Here is a 24,191-nt window from a genome sequence, read left to right on the forward strand (position 1 = left end):
AATTTAGCCCAAATTCATAGAAAATATTGGTAGGAGCATCGCTATAACAATAAACCCAATAATAGAACCAATAAAAAGCATAAAAGCAGGCTCTAAAAGAGCTAAAAAAATAGCAATTCTATCTTTGCTATTTTCATTATAAAGTTCTGTTAGATTGCTTAATATTTTACTCAACTCACTGGTTTCTTCTCCAATAGCAATTGCGTGAATAAATGAACTATCTACTTTATATATTTCACTTGAATTTAAAGCTTCAGAGAGCCTTTTACCTTCAACAACCTTAGCTGAAGCTTCCAGAAATACCTTTTTAATAACACTGTTCTTTATGATATTTGTACCTAAATTAAAAGATTGTACAATTGGTACACCTGAACGAATCAAAATAGAGTTCATATAAGAAAAACGACTTAATTCACTCAATTCTACCAATTTACCTAAAAAAGGTAATTTCAATAAAAAACTATCCACAAAAAAATGAAAATTTTTTGATTTTTCAAATAGATATATAAATAATATTATGAAACTAATCAATCCAAAAAAAAGTATCTGATAGTTATTTGAAAAAAAGTTTCCTAGAAGTATCACTAAGGTTGTAATTTTTGGTAAAGCTTGATCATATTGTGTAAAAATTGCTGTAATCTTTGGCACAATAAAACTTAACATAAATCCAACAACAAATAAAGATACAAGCAAAATAAAACTTGGATATGCCATCGCTGTAATCATCTGCTTTTTAACACGCTCTTGTTCTTTTAAAAAGGTCGCTAGTTCAGCTAAAACAACTTTTAATAATCCACCATTTTCACTTATTTTGATGGATTGTTTATAGAATTCTGGAAGTTTTATGCTTTTTTGTAAATCTAAAGCAGAATAGAAATTTTTCCCTTCATCTAGAAAAATAGATATTGATTCAAAAAATGTATTCATTTTTTTGTCATTTTTATATTGTTCATTGATTAACTTAATTGCACTTACTAATGGAATCCCAGAGTTTAAATATATACTTAAATCACGACTAATTTCAGATAAGGCACTTGCTTTTATATTAGATTTTTTTCTAAAATCATAACTTAAAAATGTACTTTTTTTCTCTTCATGAAGTTTGTTAAAAATGATTTTTTTAACTTTTAATTTAGCCTTTGCATCTTCTATAGAAAAAGCTTCTATTTTTGAAGATATTTTTTTGCCACTACTATCTATCCCATTATATTTAAAAAGCATTCTTCACCTCAGTTTCAAGGCTGTCCAGATAAGATACAACATCATTCAAATAATCAAATTCTTTTGGCTTTTCATGAATACTATTAAAAAGTAATACCTCTTTATCTGTCTGTACTATTAAATCTTTGTGTCGATTATTTTGATTGAATACTAGTTGAAATACAATTTTAAATTCTTCAAAAGTGTCAAACTTCAAATATCCGTATGAGATTCGATTCATGCTTTTATTATACTTATATACTATGGGTTCTCTTTCAAAAAAATGCTTTATTGTCAAATCAGGTTTTAACTTACCATCAATATAAATAAAACAATTCAAACTATTCTCTACACACTTAAATGCTAGTTCGTTTTTAAACTTTTGTTTTAGTAAGTATGACTTTAGATTGATAAGTGTAATATCTGTTTTTTTCAGACTCATCATCTTAATTTTGGGTAAAAAGACACTATATATTATCCCAACAAGAACAAGAACAAGGACTAATTCCAAAAGTGAAAATGATTTTTTCAATCATATTCCTATTTGTTACACTTAGAATAGTAAATATCATCGTTACCACCCTCTTTTTTATCAGGACCAAATGATATTAATTCAAAAGATTTTCCATCTTCATTTGATATATATACAAAGAGATTATCCCAAGAATCTTTTGGTATCTTTCCATCTTCAAAGTAGTTGTTTTTGACCAATATATCAAGTTTTTCTTCTGTAGTTGGATAATTACTTCTATCAATCTTGTACATTTTTAAAACTTGACTGACACTTTTCATTTGTATACAAGTAAGCTTTTCTTTAGCCTCTTCACTTTTACCTACTAAGTTTGGCAAAACAAACATTGCCAATAATCCTAAAATAATAATAACAACCATCAACTCCATCAATGAAAAAGCTTTTTTCACAAATATTCCTTTTGTAATTAATAAAGATAGATTTTAGCTAAAAAAATTATTATATAAAATAAAATAGTTGCATATTAATTATAAATTTAAAAATTTTGAAATTCTAATATCTGATATAAATAATAATTTAAAATTTTATTAGGAATTATATGAAATTTTTGTATTCTATTATTTAGACAAAAGAATTTTTGAATTTATTTGTCACAAAATTTCGATATAAACATTAATTCAATATTCTTTATCTTTTCTACAAAGAAAAACAAATATATAAAAATAAATTAAAAGTAAAATAAACGTAAACAGAGTAATTGTTTTTGATTCTTGAACATAGAAAAAACCTGCTAAATATCCATCTTGAAAAATACTGCCATTAATTAGTCCTACAAATAGGGATATTAATAAACAACTACGATAATAAATAATATTTGTATTAAAATAAGGTTTATATTTTTTAATACTTATGTACATTATAATTGTGATAAATACCATAATAAACAAATATGTATTAGAACTTATATTAAATAAATCATTCATTTTAAACTTTCCAATAAACTTTTAGTTGTATTATAACTGCTAACTTCCTCAAAAAACAATGTTCCTGTAGACATACTTTCATATGCTCTTTCCGTAAAATAAAAGTATTTTAATCTAGATATTTTTTTATAATTAAATTAATTACATTTTGCAATCTTATTTATGAAACTTTAGGTTATCGTTACACCTGAACCATATTATTTATTTTCCCGATCAAAAAACTCTACTACTTTATAAAAATAGGTTCCTTTTTTAGCACTACATTTAATTTTATGAGATAATAATGCTGCAGGTATTGCTATAATTAAATATCGTTTTGAAGTTTCAGAACTAATATCCATAACTTCAAAAATACCTAATAGTTGTATGAAAATACAACTAAATGTAATAAATAATAATATAAATTTAAAAGTACATTTAATGCAATTCATTTAATTCAACTCCGTTGCTTTATAAGGATAAGGTATATAATCATTTAGTATTTTTGTATTTAACTTTTTCTCAGGAGCAACGAGATGTTTCATTGTTGTTGCTCCTACTGATATAATTGAAGCTACAATTGCAACTTTTTTAAATTTTAAGGCAGTGGCTCCCTCAGCAACAATATCTGCTCCTACAGAAACTTTATCAAACATATCATAAGCATTTTTCTGTCTTTCATATGTCGTTTGTCCACCATAGATTGTATCATTCATTACTGAAGTCATATTTGGTCTAAACTCATTAACAGATCTATCAACTGCATTTCTATTCTCAATCATGATAGTGGATATAGCATTATCCTTAAACACACTAATGCCATTATTATATTCAGTATAATTTCCTGAGTCCCAATTTGCAGTTGTCATACCAGCTAAGTTATTTTTTGTTGTAAATTGTCCTACATCATCATGGCTAAAATCTGTATCTCCACTATTTCCAAATCCACTACCATTATCATAATTTACTGAATAATCATCTGTTCTTCCACTTATACTATAACTTACATATCCGCCATCAAATCTTTTTACTGCCGTTGTCCCAAACGCATCCAAATACTTCAATGGATTATTCTTAACATAGGCATATAGATTCATACCATCTATATAACCCTTAGGGTCTTTTGATATAAATCTTCCTAAGTTAGGACTATACATTCTATTTCTATAATAATACAATCCAGACTCACTATCATATCTTCTTCCTGTATATGTTATAGTATTATTTACATTGGATTTTAAAATAACATTTGAACTTGAATTTTTCATGGTCATTATACCAAATGAGTTATAAGAGTAACTTTCTACTATATTTCCTAAACTATCTGTTATAGCTTGAATAGAGTATTGTCTATCTTTTAGGTAGTAGTAGGTATTTCCATTATAGATATATGCTATTGGGTCATCTATATATTCACTATAAGCGTAAGAATTTGTAAGAGAATCATTCTCATACTCTTGAATTACTCGATTTTTATGATAGATATATGTAATTGTTTTATTTTCATTTAGAAGTTCTTTTGATACTCTTCTATTTAGTACATCATATGTATATCTTGCAATTGTTTGAGAACCATTCTTTACTTCTATAAGTCTATTTAAGTAATCATATACAAATTTTTTATTTTTATATGATTTTACATTTCCTACTTCATCATACTCAATATCTGTACTAGTTATATCTATATATTCATTAGTTCCATTTACTTTTCTTGTTTCTTGGAAGTCATTTTGTGTAGTATAAACTTGATTACCTAACTTATCATATTTATAGTTATGATTTTTATAAGAGTCTTTTGTTAATCTATCTAAACTATCATATTCATATGTTTTTATAATACTTTGATTTGTATTTACAATATCTTCTTGTATTACATTTGAATTTAAATCATATTTTGTATTTTGAGAATAAATTGTTTTAGTGTTTTGTTTATAATTTCTACTTTCTTCTCTTGACCTTAAATCATAATTTATATCTAAAGATATTCCATTTGATAGATTTGTTTTTACTAACCTATTATCCTTGTCATATTCAAAGTTCGCAATCTCGTGATTATTTAAGCTAATACTAGTTAAAGAATTTACTTTATCATAACTATTTAATATCTCATATGAATTTGCACTTAAGTTTATTAAGTTTGAGTTTAAATCATAAGTACTATTTACTACCCTAGCATTTTGTGTTGATTTTAATATATTGTTAAAACTATCATACTCAAGCTGTAGACTATTTAATTTTTGATTTTGATTATGATCTCTTGCTAAAACTAACCTAGATAAAGAATCATAAACATACTCCTGCTCAATTCTTCCATTTACTTCTACTTTTATTAATCTATTTAAACTATCATAAAAGTTTTCAATTTTATTTTTATCTTCTTTAATAGTTGTTTTTAAATTAGAATTTTTGTCATAGCTAAATTCTTGATATACTCCTGTAGGGTAAATATGTTTTATTTTTCTATTTAATTTATCATATTCTAAACTTGTAATATTTTTATTTGCATCCAAAATCTCTACAATATTTGAATTTTTATCATACTTATAACTTGTTTTCTTTAACTCTTTTGTATTTTTAGCTTCTACTTTTGAAACAAGTCTTCCTATAGAGTCATATACATTTTCTGTAATTATTCCATTATGATTGATTTCAAGTACAACCCTTGAAGCTTTATCATAGACATATTCAGATTTTGCTCCATTTAAACTTTCTGTAATAAGTCTATTTAAGTTATCATATTCTCTTAGTATATGTAAACCTTCTGATGTCGTTTGAGAAATAAGATTATTATTTTGATCATAATTAAATATAAAACTATTACCTTTTCCATCAATCTGTTTTACTAACTTATTATTCCCATTATATTCATATATTGTAGTATTATTGTTTCCATCTGTTAATGAAGCGATATTTCCAAGCTTATCATATGTTTGTGATAAAGTTAATTTATTATCTACCTTTTTATTGATTATTCTATTTAACTTATCATACATATAAGAAGTAACAATAGAACCTCTTTTTTCTGATAACAGATTACCTAAATTATCATATGTATATTCTATTTTTACTTCACTTTCAGTTGAAGCTGCTTGATAAGTATTTATTAACCTTGAGAAGTCATTATAGACAAAATTTGTTGATATTCCCTTTGCATCTATCTCTTTAATTTTTCTACCCATTTTATCATATAAATAAGATATTTTATTCTCCAATGCATCCGAGACAGAAACAAGTTCATTAAAGATATTATATTCATAAAGAGTTAAGTTTTCTTTTGGATCTAAAATAGAGACTAATCTGTTCAATTTATCGTAAGAATAAATTGTTTTTAATACTTCAGAGTATGATAAAACTATCCTTTTCTCTATAAGATTACTATTAATATCATATTTATATTCAATAGTATTCCCTTCTTCATTTACTTCAGAAGTGATATTTCCAAATTCATCATAACTTTTTGTAGAATAGTTATTATTTGGATCAATTGTCGAAACTAGTTGATTCAAAGAATCATAAATATAAGATGTTGAATTACCTCTTGCATCTGTAGTTTTTATAAGATTAGAGTTTTCATCATAGTCAAAATATCTACTATGATTTTCTTGGTCAGTACTCTTTTCCAATTTACCTAACAAGTTATATTTATATTTTTTTGAGTGTCCTGTTGGCAATATTTCTTCTTCTAAATTACCTAATTTATCATAGCTATATAAATAACTATTATTTAAAGCATCTATTTTAGAAATCAATTGTCCCTTTTTATTATATGCATATTTTGTAACATTCCCATTTGCATCTATTTTGGAAGCAATTTTATTCAACTTATTATAAGTATATTTTTCTACCAGCATGTTTGATACATATTTTTCAAGTAGATTTGAATTTGCATCATAATAGAAGGTAGTAATAATACCATTAGGGTTTATTTCTTTTATTTTTCTTTGAAGTTTATCATATTCAATAATTGTTTCTCTTTGAAGATTATCTCCATCACTTTCAAAAACCCTGCTAAGTTTATTTAGCTTGTTATAATTATATTCTTTAATATAGGTAGTATTTCCAAAGGTATATTTTTCTTCTTCTAAAAGACCATTCTTAAAATATTTAAAATTATAAACTAAACCATTAGGTAGGGTTTTACTTTTTAAATAACCTGCTTTATCATAAGTATATTTTGTTATAACATCCACATATTCATCATCAACAAATTTTGACGATTTTTCTTCTGTAATATTTCCTAATCCATCATAAGTATAATATGTTATGTTTCCATTTGAATCAGTTTTAGAGGAAACTTTATTCAATTCATTATACGTATATTTTGTGGAGTTTCCTTTATAATCAACTTCTTTAACTTTATTACCAAGCTTATCATAGATAAAAGTTTTTTCATTTTCATATGGATTAATTATTTTAGATAAAAGATTTCCAGTTACAATATCTTTTGCAACTGAATATTCATACTTATATATAGCTTTATTAGCTAATGTTTTTTTAAATAATTTTCTATTTTCATTATATTCAAAAATAGTAGTGTTATCTAATTCATCTATTTTTTTAACTATTTGATTATTATGATTATATTCAAATTCTTTTATTCCACCTTTAGGATTTGTTATATAAGTTTGATTTCCTATTTCATCATAATCATAGACAGTAGTATTTCCATTTTTATCAGTTAATCTTACTAAATTTGTACCTGTAGAATCATACTCCCTTTCTATAAAATTATTATATGCATCTAAAATTTTTATCTGATTACCAAACTGATCATTTATAAATATAGTTTCATTTAAATATGGATCTATTTCTTTAGTAAGATTCCCTCTCTCATCATACTCATAAAGAGTTACATTATTATATGGATCAGTTTTTTTAATAATTTTATTATATGCAGAATGGTATTCCCAGTTCCAATTGCCTCCCTTTGCGTTAGTCTTGTTAACTAAATTTCTTTTATTATCATAAGAATATCTAGTTTTAAATCCATTTCCATCAGTAAAAGAGATCATATTATGATTTTCATCATATTCTTTTAATTCTATTGTTCCATCTTTTTTGTCTATTCTTACAACATCACCATTATCATTAAAAAATACTTTTCTATAGAAACCTGCCTCATTCCAAGTTTCACTGTATTTATTATATCTACTATATTGAAAATTAAATGTGTTCCCATCTTTATTTGTATGGTGAGACACTTGATCATTCTTATAATATGAGATTTTTAGATAATCGCCATTAGGTAAAATGTATTTACTCATATTGTGATTTTTTGCGCTATTTTCTTGATTTTTTAAATACTCATATTTTGTAGTATTTCCTAAGAGATCCGTAAAAGAAATTAAATCATTTTCATCATAACTATAATTTATAACTCTGCCTGTATTATCTGTAACAGATATTACTTTACCATTAGAATTGTAATTAAATACAAGTTCTCTTCCATGATTATCTCGTATTTTAAAAATATTATGCTTTTCATTATATTGAAAAATAATTTTATTAAAGTTTCTATCACTTTTTTCTAATAAAAGTCCATTTTTATTAAATAATTTTGAAGTTCCATCAAAATTATTAACTTTGTAATTTTCGCCTATTTTTTCTATAGTATAATTTGCTCCCTTTGGATAAGAAAAGCTACCATTTGAATATTCTTCTATTTTTGAAAATCTTGCTCTTTCATCAATATAAAGAAAAGAATTATTTTCTAAATGAACTATTTTATCCATATGATTCCAAGCCCATCCATAGCCAAAAATTCCATTGTAATGTAATTGAGACTTATAAGTTCTTTTTAATGCTAATATATTTTTATTTGTAGATTTTAAAGATATATCTGTTTTCTCGACTTGGTAAAATTCTCCAGTTAGCATATCAATAGGATCCCCATCAGGAGAGATTTCACGATTTACATTTTCATTTGTTTCAGTTACAGCAACTGTATTTTCATTAGTATTACTATTAATAGAAGTTTCACTATCGGTAAGTTCTTGAGTGTATTCTTGCTGATCTATTTGTATTGACTCTTGTTTTGTAGGAAATGCTATTGCAACATTATTAGATGCTCCACCCTCATTACTATTAAATAAATATGAATCAAAAGTCTTGGAAAAGGAAATATATCCAGTCAAAGTTAAACCTTCATATAAAATTTTTGTTCCAGGAACTATTACAGTTGCATCTTTATTTACTAAATGATTAATAATATTTTGAATGAATCCAGAATCATGTTTATTTATATATTGACCTTCTAAAAGATTTAGCTTACCATTAATAACGTCATCTTTTGTTAGAGTATAAATTGGAAAACCCTGTTCTTTGGCAACCATAAAAGTTTTAATTGTACTTGCACCAGGAGTACTTTGCCAATCTTCAAAAATCTTTCCTTCATCAAATGAAACAGTATATGAATAAATATTCCTACAAAACTTACTAAAATCATCATTCCATGATAAATATTTATCTGTTTTTATTTTTCTAATTCCACCTTCAAACCCACTTGCATCAATTTCCATTGAAGAGTGAAGTAAATATTTCTCATTTATGCTATTTTCAAGATTTTTAAAAAAGGTATAAACTCTTGTAGGTGAAACTGAAGTATCGTAATAAATTCTTTCAGCATTTAAATAATTTGTTGTTTTTGTTACTGCATTATATTTTCTTAATCTAAATTCACTATTTAATATATAAATATATCTTCCTAAATATTCCTCTTTTGTATTATCATCATTTAAGACAGATGTTGGTATTTCATTTAATTCTAATTTTAGTTTTTCAATTTGTTTTTCAGATATATTTAAAGTATCAAAACCTAAAGATAAAGTTGTTCCTACTTCTTTTGGTTTCCTATCTATAATTTCATTACTAGCAGTTTTTTGGGCATCGATAAAAGTTTCACCAGTTTTAAAAGAAGTACTATTTGCTACAATTTGGCCATCTATTTTTATTACTGCCTTAACATTAGCAATATTTGCAGGTGTTTTTGTAATAAGTCCATATGGCTTAATTTTATTTTTGTCACTTAAGCTATTAGGTAAGAAATCAACAGTTATCCTTGAAGTAGCTATTTCAGGTAAATAAAAAATATGTTTAAGTACTATTTCTTTTGAAGGATTATTTCTCTTTAAAAAGTAAGTTACTTTTACTTTATAATCACTTGGAATTTGAGAATAAGAAGTTTTTTCTTTTTTAGAAATCACACCTTTTGGTAAACTAAGAGGTAAAATAGATAAACTATTCTTTTTAATTAGTTTTTTACTTCCAACATCTTTTAATGTTTTTGAAGGATAGTTTATAGTTAAATAGTTTTGGATTTTTTCTTCAAATAATTCTACTGTGCTCTGCTGCTTGATGCTACTTATATAATCATCAAAATCTATTTTTAATTCACTAGGAATATCTTTATTTGGAAATAAGTCAATCCCTTCGACTATTTTATAATCTTTTTTCCATGGAGCTAACGAAGTCCAAATTTTTGAACTACTTACACTATTACCTCTATAATTTTGAATAGGCAATAAAGCATCTACAATTACATTTCTATTTGACAAAGGAGATATATGATCTTTAAAAATTGTATACTTTGATTGAATCCCAGAAATTCTAAAAAGAGTTATTAGTAATGTTGACTGATCCCACTCATTACCTCTTTTAGTCCAGTATACGCTTTGAGCATTTTTTCTAGATAATTGATAGTTTTCGTATTCAATATTATTATAAACCCAATTATATATTTTTATTGGATTATGTTCTAATTTTTTTGCTAATTCTATTAGTTCTGAAGTAAAATTAATTTCCTTTGTCTCAGATAAATATTCATTCGCAAAAGAAGTAGGCACATAAATTAAACTCAATACAAGAAATAATACAGTTAGAAATTTTTTATTTAATGCCTTCATTATTTAATTCCTTCATAATATAATACTTTTAAACAAAGTGCTGTTAGATAAGGATCATTATTATAGTTTCCCATAATATTTTGTTGTGATATTATATAATTTAAAGCTTTTTCTCTTTTGACATTGTCGAGCTGTAAATTTAATAATACACCTATTGTGTCTAACAATCCACTACCAAAAGAACCATCATCTTTTTGGGACTCAGTAATCCATTTATATTCACTTTTTTCAGATTCAAGTAAATTATACACAGAGGATGAGACAAAAATATTTGTATCTCCTTTCGAAGTCCATCCCCAATACTGATTATTTTTATCTTTCATCCATGAAAGCTTTAGATTTTCTATAGAATCATTATATCTTTCTAGACTTCTTTTAGCCCTATTAAGAGCCTTAGAAGCTAAAATTGTGTCATATGGACTTGGTTCTAAATACTTAAGTAAGCCCCATCCTAAAATAGTTGATTTTGATCCATATCCACTATATATTAACTTTGAAATATTATCATCTATATACAATCCATAATTATTCAGAGTAATTATTTTTCTTGATAAATAATCATTATTATTTGTAAACTTATTTTGAATAAAAGATAATCCTTTATAAATTGAAAATTTATTTTCATCTTTAAAAGGACTTAATGCATCTAAAACTGATGTAGTAAATAATAACTTTAAATTTTCATTATCTCCCCATGAACCATCTTTATTCTGAATTTCATATAACCAATTTTTAGATCTTTTTATAGAATCACTTATCGATGTAGGTTTTGAATTTGGCAAAACGGTAATTAATGTAGGTTCAGATATTAGACTTTCAACTCCTTTTTTATTAACTTTACTTATTGCATAATAATAACTACTACCTTCATCTATATTTTTGTCAATAAAACTATTTGTAACAGAAGAATCTAATAAGTAAATTGTAGAAGTAGGTAGTTTTTTATTCCTGTTATCTATAAAAGGTTCCCATTCTAAAGAAGATAATACTCTATAAATTTTATACTCTTGTACATCTGATAGACTATTCCATTTAAGTTCAACTTGCTTTACTACTGAGTTATAAATAGGTGTTAAATTAATATTAGGTTCTTCTAATTCTCCAAATTTATAAATTTCACTATTTATAGCTTCTTCATTTCCATTATTATCAACTGCAAAAAATTGTAAATTTGTGGTTTTACTTATAGAAATATTTTCTATAGGAGACTTTCCAGAGTATGTATTTAAATTTCCTATTATAGGAGGATAACCATCAAGTGAATAGTAGATAGTAGTTTCTCTATCACTAATTAAATCTACACTCACTATTTTATTATATTTTCCACTTTTTTTACTTGCAATTGTCTTAGGTTTATTTATTTTTGCATTAAATTCTAAATCAATTACTGTTTCATTTCCATAAATATCTGTTGCTATAATTTTATAATTATATTTTGTATCTATAAGTGGATTTAAAATCAATGAAATACCATTATTCTCTACTTCAGCTATATTTGTAATATCATTTCCATTATTATCAAATAATTTGATTGAGTCAAGACTTACATCTGAAAAAGTATAGTATATTGCAATTTCATTATTGCTATTTAATTTTACCTTACTACCTTTTGATGGCCAACCACTTATAAGTTCAGGAGAAGTTAGGTCTTTGTAAATACTAAAATCAAATGGTTTACTAAACATACTTGATATTGGATCTTTTAACGTAATACTGAAGTCTTTATATCCATCTTTTCCACTTGTATCTAAAGTTAATATCCCTTTCTTTAAATTATTAAGTATTAGATTTGAAATTTTTCCATTAATATAAACAACTTCACCTTCTTTATTTCCTTTAATATGAACATCAACAGTTTCTTTATTTGTAGTTAAAGGTATATTTTCAATAATTGGTGAATTCAATAATTCTATATCAATCAAATTTTTATAATAATAATAAGTATTTTTAAGCCTCTTTATTACTAGTTTTCTTTTTTCTCCATATTTTCCATAAGCGAAAACTATATATGGTATACCATTTTTATCAATTGTAATATCAGTGTCATCAGGATATTCGTAGTTTGAATAATTTTGAGATTCATCAATTTCTTTCCATTTAGTTCCATTAAACTTTTTAACTATAACTTTTTTAGATACTTTATCATAATATATAATATAAGGATTACCATTTTTATCTAAATCTAATGATGAATAATATACTCTTCCCATAGAAAGATGCTCTTGTCCTATACGTTCCCACAAGGAATTCATGTACCTTATTACACTTATTTTACCCCCATTTTCTCCATCTGTATATAATAAATAAAGATTATTTTCATTATCTATTTTTAAGTTTAGATTACCACTTAACGCAGGAGTAATTGAATTTCCTATACTTTTCCAAGAAGTACCATTAAACTTTTTAACTGATATTCTTCCAGCATCTGATGATTTAGAATAAGCAATATAAGGGATATTATTATTGTCAATTGATATTGCTAAAGAACCAACAGTAGATGAAGATACGTTATTACCTACACGTTCCCATTTTTGTCCATCATATTTTTTTACTACAATTTTATATGAATTACTTTTATCTGTGTATGCAATATAAGGAATGTTATTATTATCAACATTTATAGATATACTCTTAGCTTCTCCTTTGGACAATGGATTTATTCCAATATTAGACCAGCTATTTCCATCAAATTTTTTAACAATTATTTTATTAGAGTAAGATTTATCTATATATGCAACATATAATACTCCATTTTTATAACTAATTGAGGAATAGTGAGCTTCACCTCTTGATATAGTATTAGTTCCTTGTCCATAATTACCATTATAATAATTCATATATAATTTTGTAGAATCATCATAATTTTGATAAATAACAATTGGAAGATTATTTTTATCAATAACTATATTAGGCCTTTGAGAAGAATGGGCTGTAAAATCTTCTTTTCCTACTATTTCAAACTTCATATTCTTTTCAGCTATGGTTGAGAGATCAGCTTTTTCTATATAATTCCACTGATAAAAACTATTATCGATTTCTGATTTATTACCATTTAATGAGTATCTATCATATTCATCTAACTCTTTAGTCAATACAATTAAATTATGAGTAACTAAAGGAAGTTCTTTTCTACTTCCTTTAGTAAATATTTCTGTTGCAAATTCTTGCCCATCTCCCTCAGAATTATCTGTCCAAAAATCTAAGCCATTTTTTACAATATGAGTATAAATTTTTCCATTTATCTTTACTTGCTGATTATTTTTTGCATTCTCAAATTCAATAGCTTCTGTTCTATTTTTTAAGGTATATATGGGACTAGTGTAAAGTTTACAAGTAATGTTAGATGGCATATTATTTACATCTAAAATAATCTTACCTGATGAATTATAATAATTATATAATTCATCTCTATAACATATTTCATCATTAATAATTTCTCTTAAATAAACTCTATTATTAAGAAGGGCAGAAGTTTTTCCTTCCTTATATAAACTATTAAAATCATTTGCATAATGAGAATCTATTAAATTCTTATTCATCATAAGTGCTTTTTTTATATTATTCCTGTTTTTAGATGCTCCTGATATGTTAATATTGTAATAAATATACAATTCTTCATTGTCAGATAAAATCTGAATTTTAGTGGGTCTTGGATTTTCTTCTTTTTCACTTATATAATCAATATCATTCCATTTGTTATTAAACTCTTTAACATAAGTTATTCTATACTTATTAGTATAAGCTAAAAAAGGATTTTTCCCTACTGAAAAAGAAATTTTAGAAATCTCACGTTTATTAAGATATAAACTTTTTAAAATGTCAATCCATGTTATCCCATCAAATCTCATAATCATGTATCTCTCATTATCAGTATACATTAAATAAAGATTATTTTTAAAATCGACTTGTAAACTTTCAATTTGAAATATTTTATTATCATCAGGTAAAAACTCTTGGACTATCTTCCACTTATTATTTATAAACTTTTTTATCTTTAATTTATTATTACCATAATCAAAATAAGCTACATAAGGAATATTATCTTTATCAAATATAATAGAAGACTTAAATACCAGACGATCAAGACTATCACCTTCATTAATCCATTCATCATTGATAAATTTCATAACAATAGCATCTTGTGAATTATTATATGTAACGATATATGGTACATCATTTTTATTTAATTTGAATGAATCTAAGGTTACTCTTGTACTTAGACCTTTAAGACTATGCAATGTCCATTTATTATTTGAAAATTTTTGTATAACTAATCTTTTATTGTAACTTTCATTAGTTACATATGTAAAAAACAATTCTCCTTTTTTATTTTTTTCTAAATATATACTTCTATTAAAATCAAGATCAAATTCTTGTATACCTATTTGTACCCATTTATTATTTTCAAATTTTTTTAATTTAAAACTATTTTCCTTATAGAAAATTTTTTCTACTCTATATAGTTCTTTTTCTATCTTGAATAGTCTTGTATTAGTTGGATTATTTAAAAGTTCTTTATCTGCTATAGATTCCCACTTTATTGGTCTTTTTTTGAATGAGGTTACTTCAGGGTTTTCAAAAAAATGCCATTGATAGAAACTATCGTCTATAACAGATTTTACACCTGATTTAGAAAATTTATTATATCCATTTAATTTTTTTGTTAATACAATTAATTTATGTGTAATTTTAGGTACATTAGAAATATCTCCTTTAGTAAATATTTCTGTAGCAAATTCTTGACCATCACCTTGAGCATTGTCTGTCCAAAAATCTAATTCATCTTCTACTATATGTGTATAGATTTTTCCATTTATTTCGACAGTATCTCCATTTAAATGATCAAAAGAACTAACAGCATCACTTCTGCTAGATATATCAAAAGGACCTTTACTTAATATTAATTCTAATGTTTCACTTTCATTATTTGCAGCATCTTTTAACATTACAATAAAATGCTTGTATCCATTAGCTCCACTTGTATCTAAATTTATTTTTACTTTTCCCTCTATAGGTATGATTTTATTTGTATCTTTACCATTAACAAATACTTTTGCTCCTACTTCTCCTATTATTTCTATCTCTATGCTATCTTTGTTTGTTTGGATAGGGGTATCTAACAACATTGGTTTATTTGGTTTTATTGTTTCCTTTTGAATGACTAACTTTGCATCTTCACTTTCATTACTTGCAACATCTTTTAACATTATAGTAAAATGCTTGTATCCATCAGCCCCATTTGTATCTAAACTTATTCTTACTTTTCCCCCAATAGGTATAATTTTATTTGTATCTTTGCCATTAACAAATACTTTTGCTCCTACTTCTCCTATTACTTCGACTTCTGTACTATCCTTGTTTGTTTGAATTGGAGTTTGAGGGAATATTGCTTTACTTGGCTTTATTGTATCTATTGTAAAATTTATCTGTTCGACTTTTTCATTTCCAGCATAATCTGTTAACTTAATAAAGACATTATATTCTCCATTTTCAAATTCTTTTTCTATTTTATTTTCTAAAGATGTAATAGGATAAATATTATTATTTATTTTAAATGTACTATTTAATAAATCAATACCTGATAAATCATCACTATAAGTAAAAGCTATTTTTTGCATTTTACTTCTACTTACTTGGTTATTTAGGATTGTTGAATTATTATTCAATATAGGTTTTTCTTTATCTATTTGTATAAAAACTTCTTTTTCTTTAGTTTCTATTAAAGAAGGGCGTATTAACTTGATTTTTATTTTTCGATTAACATAATTTGTTTTAAAATTAAAAATCCCACTTTCTGGTATTTTTTTACCACTATTAATCCCATCAATTATTATTTGACTAAAAGGACTTCCTTTTATACTCATCTCAATAGATTTATCAGATACCCATTTTTGTGTAATTATCTCAAAAGGTATATCATCATATAAATTAGTAAAAGAAACACTTGGTATAAGTAACTGTCTATTTAATAGTAAATAAGGGATATTATGTTTTTTAAAGCCTCTAGGTAAAATCATCCCACTATAGCGCATTGTTGTGTTAAGTACATTGCTAAATGAATTATTTTCTTTATTTAAAGTTGTTATAAATCCTTCCCTATTATCACCTAGCTTATAAATCGTATCAAGAGAATCTAAAGCAAGAAAAGTTTTTGGACTGGAAGCATAATCTTCTGCAATTTTTATCCAATTGTTTGTACTAATATCATACTTTTTTAATACAAATTTAAGGTTATAATCAGCATCTTTTAAAACACCTCCAAGATAAAGATTATCAGAAGAATCAATTAATAATGACATTCCACTAGCTAAATTATAACTATCTTCTTCAAATACTTTTTTATCAGCAATTAAAATAATCTTATTTAAAGTAAAGTCATATTTGTGAATAAGTACTTTATTCGTATAATAAGTTTTAATATAGATATTTCTATTTGAATCTATTTGAGAAGTCATTTCATTATTACTAAATGCAATACCACTGTTATAAATTATTGACTCCCATTTTTTTGTAGTTACATTAAATTTTTTTATTTTTAAGTGAGAAGCTCTATCCTTGTAAAGTACATACAATTCATTGTTATAACTTAAAATATTTCCATTATTATAAAGTTTATTTAATCTATTATCTACATTTTCACCTACTTGTATCCACTGATTATTCTTAAGTTTTGAAACTTTTAATTTATGATAATAATTCCCATTAAGATAGTATCCTTGTCTATAAAATACATGTAACTCGTTATTTTGATTAAATAAAATTGAACTAGAAGAAAAAGAGTAATCTAAGTCATTTGGTAAAGAAGGAATACTTTCCCAAGAATCATTTTCATTATTATAATACTTAATATATAGTTTATTCTGTTTCATATATTTAACATAAACTTTTTTATTATTATCTAATAGAAACTCTCTATTTATTATACCACTATCATTATCATAGCTGCTAGATATTTTCCACTTACCATTGTAGTCAATTAAAGGATAAGAAAGAGATTTAGAATAAAACCATTGATAAAAGTTTTCATCTTTTTTATATTTAATCCCACTCTTTGTATATTTTAGGTCATTTCCAAGTTTCTTTGTTAATACAATTAACTCATGGGTTATAACAGGTAAATTAGTTCTATCACCTTTTGTAAAAATTTCTGTTGCAAATTCTTGTCCATCTCCATTAGGATTATCTGTCCAAAAATCTAATTTTTTTGCTCTATTAAAAAAATGAGTATATAATTTATCCTTTATTTTTATTTTTTGGTTATTTTTTACATTCTCCCAATTTGTAGCAGTTACCATATCATCAAGTTCTAATATATTATTGCTATTTATTGCATTTAAACAATTTACTTCTTTTGGTAAACTATTAATAATTAATCCAGATTTTGTTAAATATTTACCTTCTTTATCTTGGAAACAAATTTCATTATTAAGAATAGTCTTATTAAATAATTTATTTTTATAAATTAGATAATTATTATTTTTATTATAGATGTTTACTAACTCAGTATCGCTTCTTATATCAATTAAATTTTTATTTAAACTTTTTAATCTAAAAATATTTTTATAAGAGAATATAATAGGTCCTCTATTATTTAAGTCAACATAACCACTTTGTTCTAAATTAGAACTTTCTTCCAATTGAATATTATATTTCTTTAAATTATAATTTTTTGTTCTATTAAACATATTTATTGTTCCAAAACTATCAATATCTCTATTCATAAATCGACCAATAACTTCATTAATTAATTCCCAAGATTTAGACTCAAGATTATACTTTTTTATTATAGTTTTAGTACCTTCAGAAGAAGAAGAAAAATAACTTGTATATAAATTGTCAAATTCATCTATTAAAATAATCACGTCAGTGGGGTTATATTCACTAGCATAATCATCTTTAGTTGCAAAAAGATCAAGCTTATTATTATATTTATCATATTTATAAATATTTTTAGAACAAGAATTATGATCACATTTAATATATAAATTTCCTTTTGAATCTATTTTCATGGAAGAGAAAAATAAATCATTTTTCCCATAAAAAGTAGACTCCCACTTATTTGTATTTAAGTTATATATTTTAATTGTCAGATAATTGGTATCTCTATATATTAGATATAATTCATTACTTACTGAAGTAGAAAGTGAGTAATACTTCATATTATGAGTAACTTTTTCTTCTAAAATTAATTTCCATTCATTATTTACTAATTTTAAAATTTTAATAACATTATTTTCATTATAAGCTAAATAAGGAGTATCATTAGAATCTAAGACAAATTTTCTTTTTTCTTTAGTATAATCTTGCCTTGGTATAGTAGGTAGTGCAATATTATTTACTTCTTTAGAATGAAAATTAATTGATTCTAGACTTGGAGTAGAATCTCTTACAAAAAAATTATAAATACTTTGATTTTTAATAGTTTTTGTTTCAATAAAATCTCTAGCACCTAAAGAATTATCCCTATCATATTCTATTGTTTCCCAATCATTATAATTGATCATGTTTGTTATCATACTATTGCTATTATAAAACCATTGATAAAAGTTTTCATCTTGTGCATATCTAATACCATTTTTTGTATATCTTGAATGATTACCAAGTTTTTTTGTTAATACAATTAAATCATGAGTTATTGTAGGTAAATTAGTTCTATCTCCTTTTGTAAAAATTTCAGTTGCTAATTCTTGTCCATCTCCACTAGGATTATCTGTCCAGAAATCTAAATTATTCTTTACTATATGAGTGTATATTTTCCCATTTATTATTGCTCTATCTCCATTTAAAGAATTAAGCAAATTAATAGCCTCTATTCTATTATTTACTATAAATGAGCCTTTTTCAATTGTAAAAGTTAAGGCTTCACTCTCATTTGTCAAGGAGTCTTTTAATGTAATATTAAATACTTTATTTCCATCTTGACCACTTGTATCAAGTATTACTTTTACTTTTCCATTTGAAGCTATTACCTTATTAGTATCTATTCCATTTACAAATACTTTTGCTCCTATTTCTCCATTAACCTCTACTACTTCACTTCTAGCTCCTGTATATTTTGGTGCTATTTCAGTTAATATTGGTTTGATAGGTGATAAAGTGTCTTTAATAATAATTATCTTTAATAATTCACTTTGATTACCTGCTTTATCAACTTGAAAAATATTAAACTCTTTATCTCCATCAATTCCACTTGTATCTAAAATTATATTAGCTTTTTTATTTGCATCAAAAAAAGTATTTGTTTCAATTTCATTAATTACAATTCTTGCTTCAGGTTCTCCAACTAAATCAATATTTAGACTTTCTAAATTTGTTGAAACAGGTAATTTTTGGGTATACGGCATTGATGGTATTAAAGTATCTTTATTTACTATTAAATAAAGGGGATAACTCCAATTTAATGATTTATCTTTAAGTTGTATTCTAATTGACCTTTCTCCATCTTGACCACTTGTATCAAGTGTTACTTTTACTTTTCCATTTGAAGCTATAACTTTATTTGTATCTTTACCATTAACAAATACTTTTGTTCCTATTTCTCCTTTTACTTCTACTTCTATATTATCTTTATTTGTATGAGTAAAAGTTTGTGTTAACATAGGCTTATTTGGGGGCACGGTATCTTTTAATATTGTAAAACTAAAAGCTTCACTTTCATTACCTGAATAATCTATTAATGTTATAGAAAAATCTTTATTTCCATCAATACCACTTGTATCTAGAGGAACATTTACTTTACCATTTAAGGAAATTTTTCTTATGGCATATACTCCATTTACAAATACCTTTGCCCCTACCTCTCCATTTACTTCTACTTCTACATTATCTAATTTTGTTGAAAAAGGAATATCTTTAATAATAGGGGCTGGAATAACATCTAGTATTGAATTATCTTCTATCTGACCATAAGTTGTTGCAGCAAGACTAAATGAAAAACAAAACAATAAAGAAATAATTTTATATAACATATTTAAATCCTAAAAAAAATCTGCTTGTATATTATCATAAATTTGTCAAAAATTATGTAAAAAATTATAAATAATATAAAATTATATAAATTATTAATAAAATTGACATTTTAGATTAACTACATATATAAAAAATACATTAATACTTAAATCTTCATTTGATATAAAGAGGGAGGAGGAACTCCTTCAATTTATATTAGTTAATTAAGTAGAGTAAGTATCTTAAATAAGAAAATTTTATAATATTGTAAAGATAATTATTTGTAACCATAAATATATTTTTTAAGTACAATTAACTCTTAAAAAAAAGGTAAGAGAGCTTTATAATTCTGAATTAAAAGATAAACTTTTGATTATAAGAAAATAAGAGAAACACAATAATAATTATTAAATGTATAGACTTAAAAAGACTAGTATATATAATCATTGGAGAATATGCAGAGTTTAAAATAAGTAATTTTGGTTGCGCTGAAAAAGAATTATTAAGGAATTAGTTTCAGAAAAAACTCTCTTTAGATAATATAAAACTTTCATAGATTCCTTGGAAATCTAAGAGAAGAGATATCTACTTAGATATAGATAGAAAAGATGAAGATTTAGTAAAACAGTTCGACTAAAAATATCTATCCTTAGATGTTCAATGTAATTCTATCAAAAAGTTTTATTCTTGTAAAGAGTATTAAAATAGTTTATTAAAAAAAATTATGATTTTCCTATTTCTTTTTTCATTTGAAAGTAAAAAAGCAAAGAAAAGTCCACTAATAAATAAAAGCCATCCCATAAAAAATGCATTTTTATCATCAATATTAAAAAGAATTGCTGATGGAACTATCAAAATACAAAGATAATAGTATATTTATTTAAGTATTTCAATTTATTTTCTATTACCTTTCTTATTTTGTTTTAAATATTCATTGTGACCTAAAGTATATGTTATACCAATAAATACAAGAATTAACATTGGAATAAATGCAATAAGCGAGTTCATACAATAAACCTTTTTTTCTATTATTATTTTTTTAGTACTTATTTCTCTTATCAAAATGTAATAGCTGCAAATAAAATTCTAGTTAATATTTTTAGCATTTTTAATCTTTTTGAATAATAATTATAGCCATAGTAAGATCATAAATCAAATTACTTTATCAGTCCAATACATATACTTTACAAGTCTTTAATAATTCGCTAAAATTACACTGAACATCTAAGGATAGATATTTTTAGGCGAACTGTTTTACTAAACCTTCCTCTTTTCTGTCTATTCCTTAGTAATTAACTATTTTTATCCATATCTTTTAATAGTACCATTCTCATCCAAGCTGATGTAGTAATTTTTATACCTATCTCTTTTGACATATTTAAAGCTTGTTTTTCTATCCACTCTTTTTCTTTTTGGTTAAGAGCAATTGGTATTGCAACATTTCTAACCTCATCATTTGCTTTTTTAGGTCTTCCTGATGGCTTTTTAGTTTTGATTTTTTTATTATCTAATACATTTTCATTAGTTTGTATTTTTGCAGAATTTTGTTTTAACTTATCACCATAACCCATTTTACAACTCCAATGACTTATTTAATAACTTCATATCTTCTATTGCATTTCTATAAATATGACGTTTAAATCTATTTGTACCTGCTTTATCTTCAATATATTCACAATCAAATAAACTATCTTCTAATACAGATGAATCCCTCACAAAAACTATTTTAGAATTAATGTTATGATTAATATTTGATAGCTCTTCAGAGAGATATTCTTTTAATTCAATAGCTTTATTATTGCTTCTTGTTCTATTTATTACTATTAAAATATTTGTATTAAGCTTTATTACATCTTTGATAGTAGCTAATGTTGCTTGTACATCAACAATTGAAGTTAGTGTAGGAATTACTATTACTTTTGATTGTTTGATTATATCGTTTATTCTAGAGTCTTTAAATCCACCAAAATCATATACAATATTTTTATCAAAAGGTATTTCATCATAATCTTCTTTTGAAACTAAGAAGCCTTTTTCTTCAGGCATTAAATTATGAGCAGATGAGTGTGAATCATTTGTTACATAAGTATATTTTAACATTTGTGCTAATTGAACTGATAGTGTAGTTTTACCAACTCCACCTTTAATACTATAAACTACAATCGACATAATAGGACCTTTTATATTTTTTCTATATAAAAATATATATTTTATATTAATATTATATTTAATATAATAACATATATAGTGTTATACAACTATTATATTTTATATATTCTACTTTAATGTGAATATAAATGAATTGAATCATACGATTGTAGATAGATTAAATACATATCAAAGTATTAGTTTTAAAAGAAGATATAAAATGCTTTAAAATTAAAATATCTAAAGTCAATAACCTTATAAATTCCAGTATTTTATAAGGTTTTACCATTTTTAGGTACATTTAGAGCTTTTTATAAATTGCAAAAATTCAAAACATTATAAAATGTAAATAAATAAAATAAATTATAAGGTTTTTAAAATGAAGTTAAAAGAAGTGAAGAAAATAAAAGTAAAAAGAATAAAAGAAAGTATAACTGAAAAAGAATTTAAAAAATTAATGTCTTATGTTAGAGGTGATGATTCAATCAGAGAAAATACAAGAATAAATCTTCTAAGAACATTTATATTTTTATACTATTGTGGACTAAGACTTAATGAAGTTCAAGAATTAAAAATAATTGATGTAAAAAACCTATTAAAAAATGAAATGATTAAAATATACATTTCAAAAACTTCAAGTGAAAGAAAGGTATATTTAACTCCTACTTTTAAAAAAGAGATTAATAAGTTATTTGACTTTACTATAGAAGATGATTCAAATAAAATCATACATAAAAGTACAAGTAAAAAAACAGGTATTAATAATATTGTTTTTATACAACAGGTAAACTCTAAAATGAAAGAAATACTTGGAGAAGGATTCACTTCACATTCATTTAGACAAGGCTTAATTACTGAAATGGGAAGTAAATCTATTAATATAAAGATTATCTCTAATTTTATTGGTCATAAAAATGTTAGCACAACACTTGGATATATAAAACCAACTGATGATCAAATAAAAAATTCTTTGGTTAGATAAAGTTGTAATCTCTAAGAAAACTATTATATAAAACTTTCATAGGTTTTACTAAGAGTTTTTTATTATAGATGATTGGATAATCAAGGGAACACTAATAATAGAAAGTTTATTATTGCAAGTATCAGCAGTTTTTTTTGATTTTTCATTTTAATTATAGGTATAATTTACTTACATTTAAAAGTGAAACAACTATTAAAAAAACTGGAAGTTACAAATGACTGAGTATATATTAGCTGTTACAATGTTTTCTGTAGCTATATTAGTTATTTTATTAATTAAAGATTTAAATAAAAAATCTCAAAAATACTCACATAACCATAAATAAAAATGTTAGTACAACACAAAGATACATTAGTTAGATAGTCAATATACTACTATTATTGAGCCGATTCATAGACAGTTTAAAAAGCTTATTAAAATAAAAAGTACTTTTTCTAAAACTCAGGCTTCTATATATAGCTATTCAGAAGTCTTCTAAAAAATAGACAATGCCATTTGGAATTAGTCTTTAACTATTTTACAGTTAGCAATATTATTTGAAAGTAGATTAGATGAATCTTTAAACTTATGACTTAAAG

At 24.3% G+C, this 24,191-nt stretch carries 8 protein-coding genes; 1 reads left to right on the top strand and 7 read right to left on the bottom strand.

Annotated elements, in window-relative coordinates:
• Window positions 1–3: 3 nt before the first annotated feature.
• The 7 genes from CRV02_RS12785 to CRV02_RS12815 all read right to left on the bottom strand — a co-directional run bounded on the left by CRV02_RS12785 (window position 4) and on the right by CRV02_RS12815 (window position 22,652).
• On the bottom strand, window positions 4–1,221 hold the full coding sequence (locus tag CRV02_RS12785) for a type II secretion system F family protein (RefSeq protein WP_129090649.1): 1,218 nt from the start codon (window positions 1,219–1,221) through the stop codon (window positions 4–6).
• Complete coding sequence (locus CRV02_RS12790; protein WP_129090650.1) at window positions 1,211–1,732, bottom strand: hypothetical protein; 522 nt, start codon at window positions 1,730–1,732, stop codon at window positions 1,211–1,213. The genes CRV02_RS12785 and CRV02_RS12790 overlap by 11 nt, the downstream gene beginning before the upstream one ends.
• Before the next feature lie 8 nt (window positions 1,733–1,740).
• Window positions 1,741–2,121 carry a type II secretion system major pseudopilin GspG gene (gene gspG / locus CRV02_RS12795; protein ID WP_129090651.1) on the bottom strand — a complete coding sequence of 127 codons (381 nt, stop codon included), beginning with the start codon at window positions 2,119–2,121 and terminating at the stop codon, window positions 1,741–1,743.
• Between the two features lie 965 nt (window positions 2,122–3,086).
• Window positions 3,087–10,535, bottom strand: coding sequence for an RHS repeat-associated core domain-containing protein (locus CRV02_RS12800; RefSeq protein ID WP_129090652.1), 7,449 nt, complete (start codon window positions 10,533–10,535; stop codon window positions 3,087–3,089).
• Window positions 10,535–20,503, bottom strand: a complete 9,969-nt coding sequence (locus CRV02_RS12805) for a chitobiase/beta-hexosaminidase C-terminal domain-containing protein (RefSeq protein WP_129090653.1) — start codon at window positions 20,501–20,503, stop codon at window positions 10,535–10,537. The genes CRV02_RS12800 and CRV02_RS12805 overlap by 1 nt, the downstream gene beginning before the upstream one ends.
• A gap of 1,272 nt (window positions 20,504–21,775) precedes the next feature.
• Entirely contained in the window at window positions 21,776–22,054 is a 279-nt protein-coding gene (locus tag CRV02_RS12810) for a hypothetical protein (RefSeq protein ID WP_129084439.1), read from the bottom strand.
• A gap of 1 nt (window position 22,055) precedes the next feature.
• The gene (locus CRV02_RS12815; RefSeq protein ID WP_129090654.1) at window positions 22,056–22,652 is read right to left on the bottom strand and encodes a ParA family protein; all 597 of its coding nucleotides are present in this window, start codon (window positions 22,650–22,652) and stop codon (window positions 22,056–22,058) included.
• Between the two features lie 358 nt (window positions 22,653–23,010).
• Between CRV02_RS12815 and CRV02_RS12820 the strand changes: the two genes are divergently transcribed.
• The gene (locus tag CRV02_RS12820; protein ID WP_129090655.1) at window positions 23,011–23,613 is read left to right on the top strand and encodes a site-specific integrase; all 603 of its coding nucleotides are present in this window, start codon (window positions 23,011–23,013) and stop codon (window positions 23,611–23,613) included.
• Window positions 23,614–24,191 lie beyond the last annotated feature (578 nt).

This window comes from Arcobacter sp. CECT 8989 (genome assembly GCF_004116715.1).
Classification (GTDB): Bacteria; Campylobacterota; Campylobacteria; order Campylobacterales; family Arcobacteraceae; genus Halarcobacter.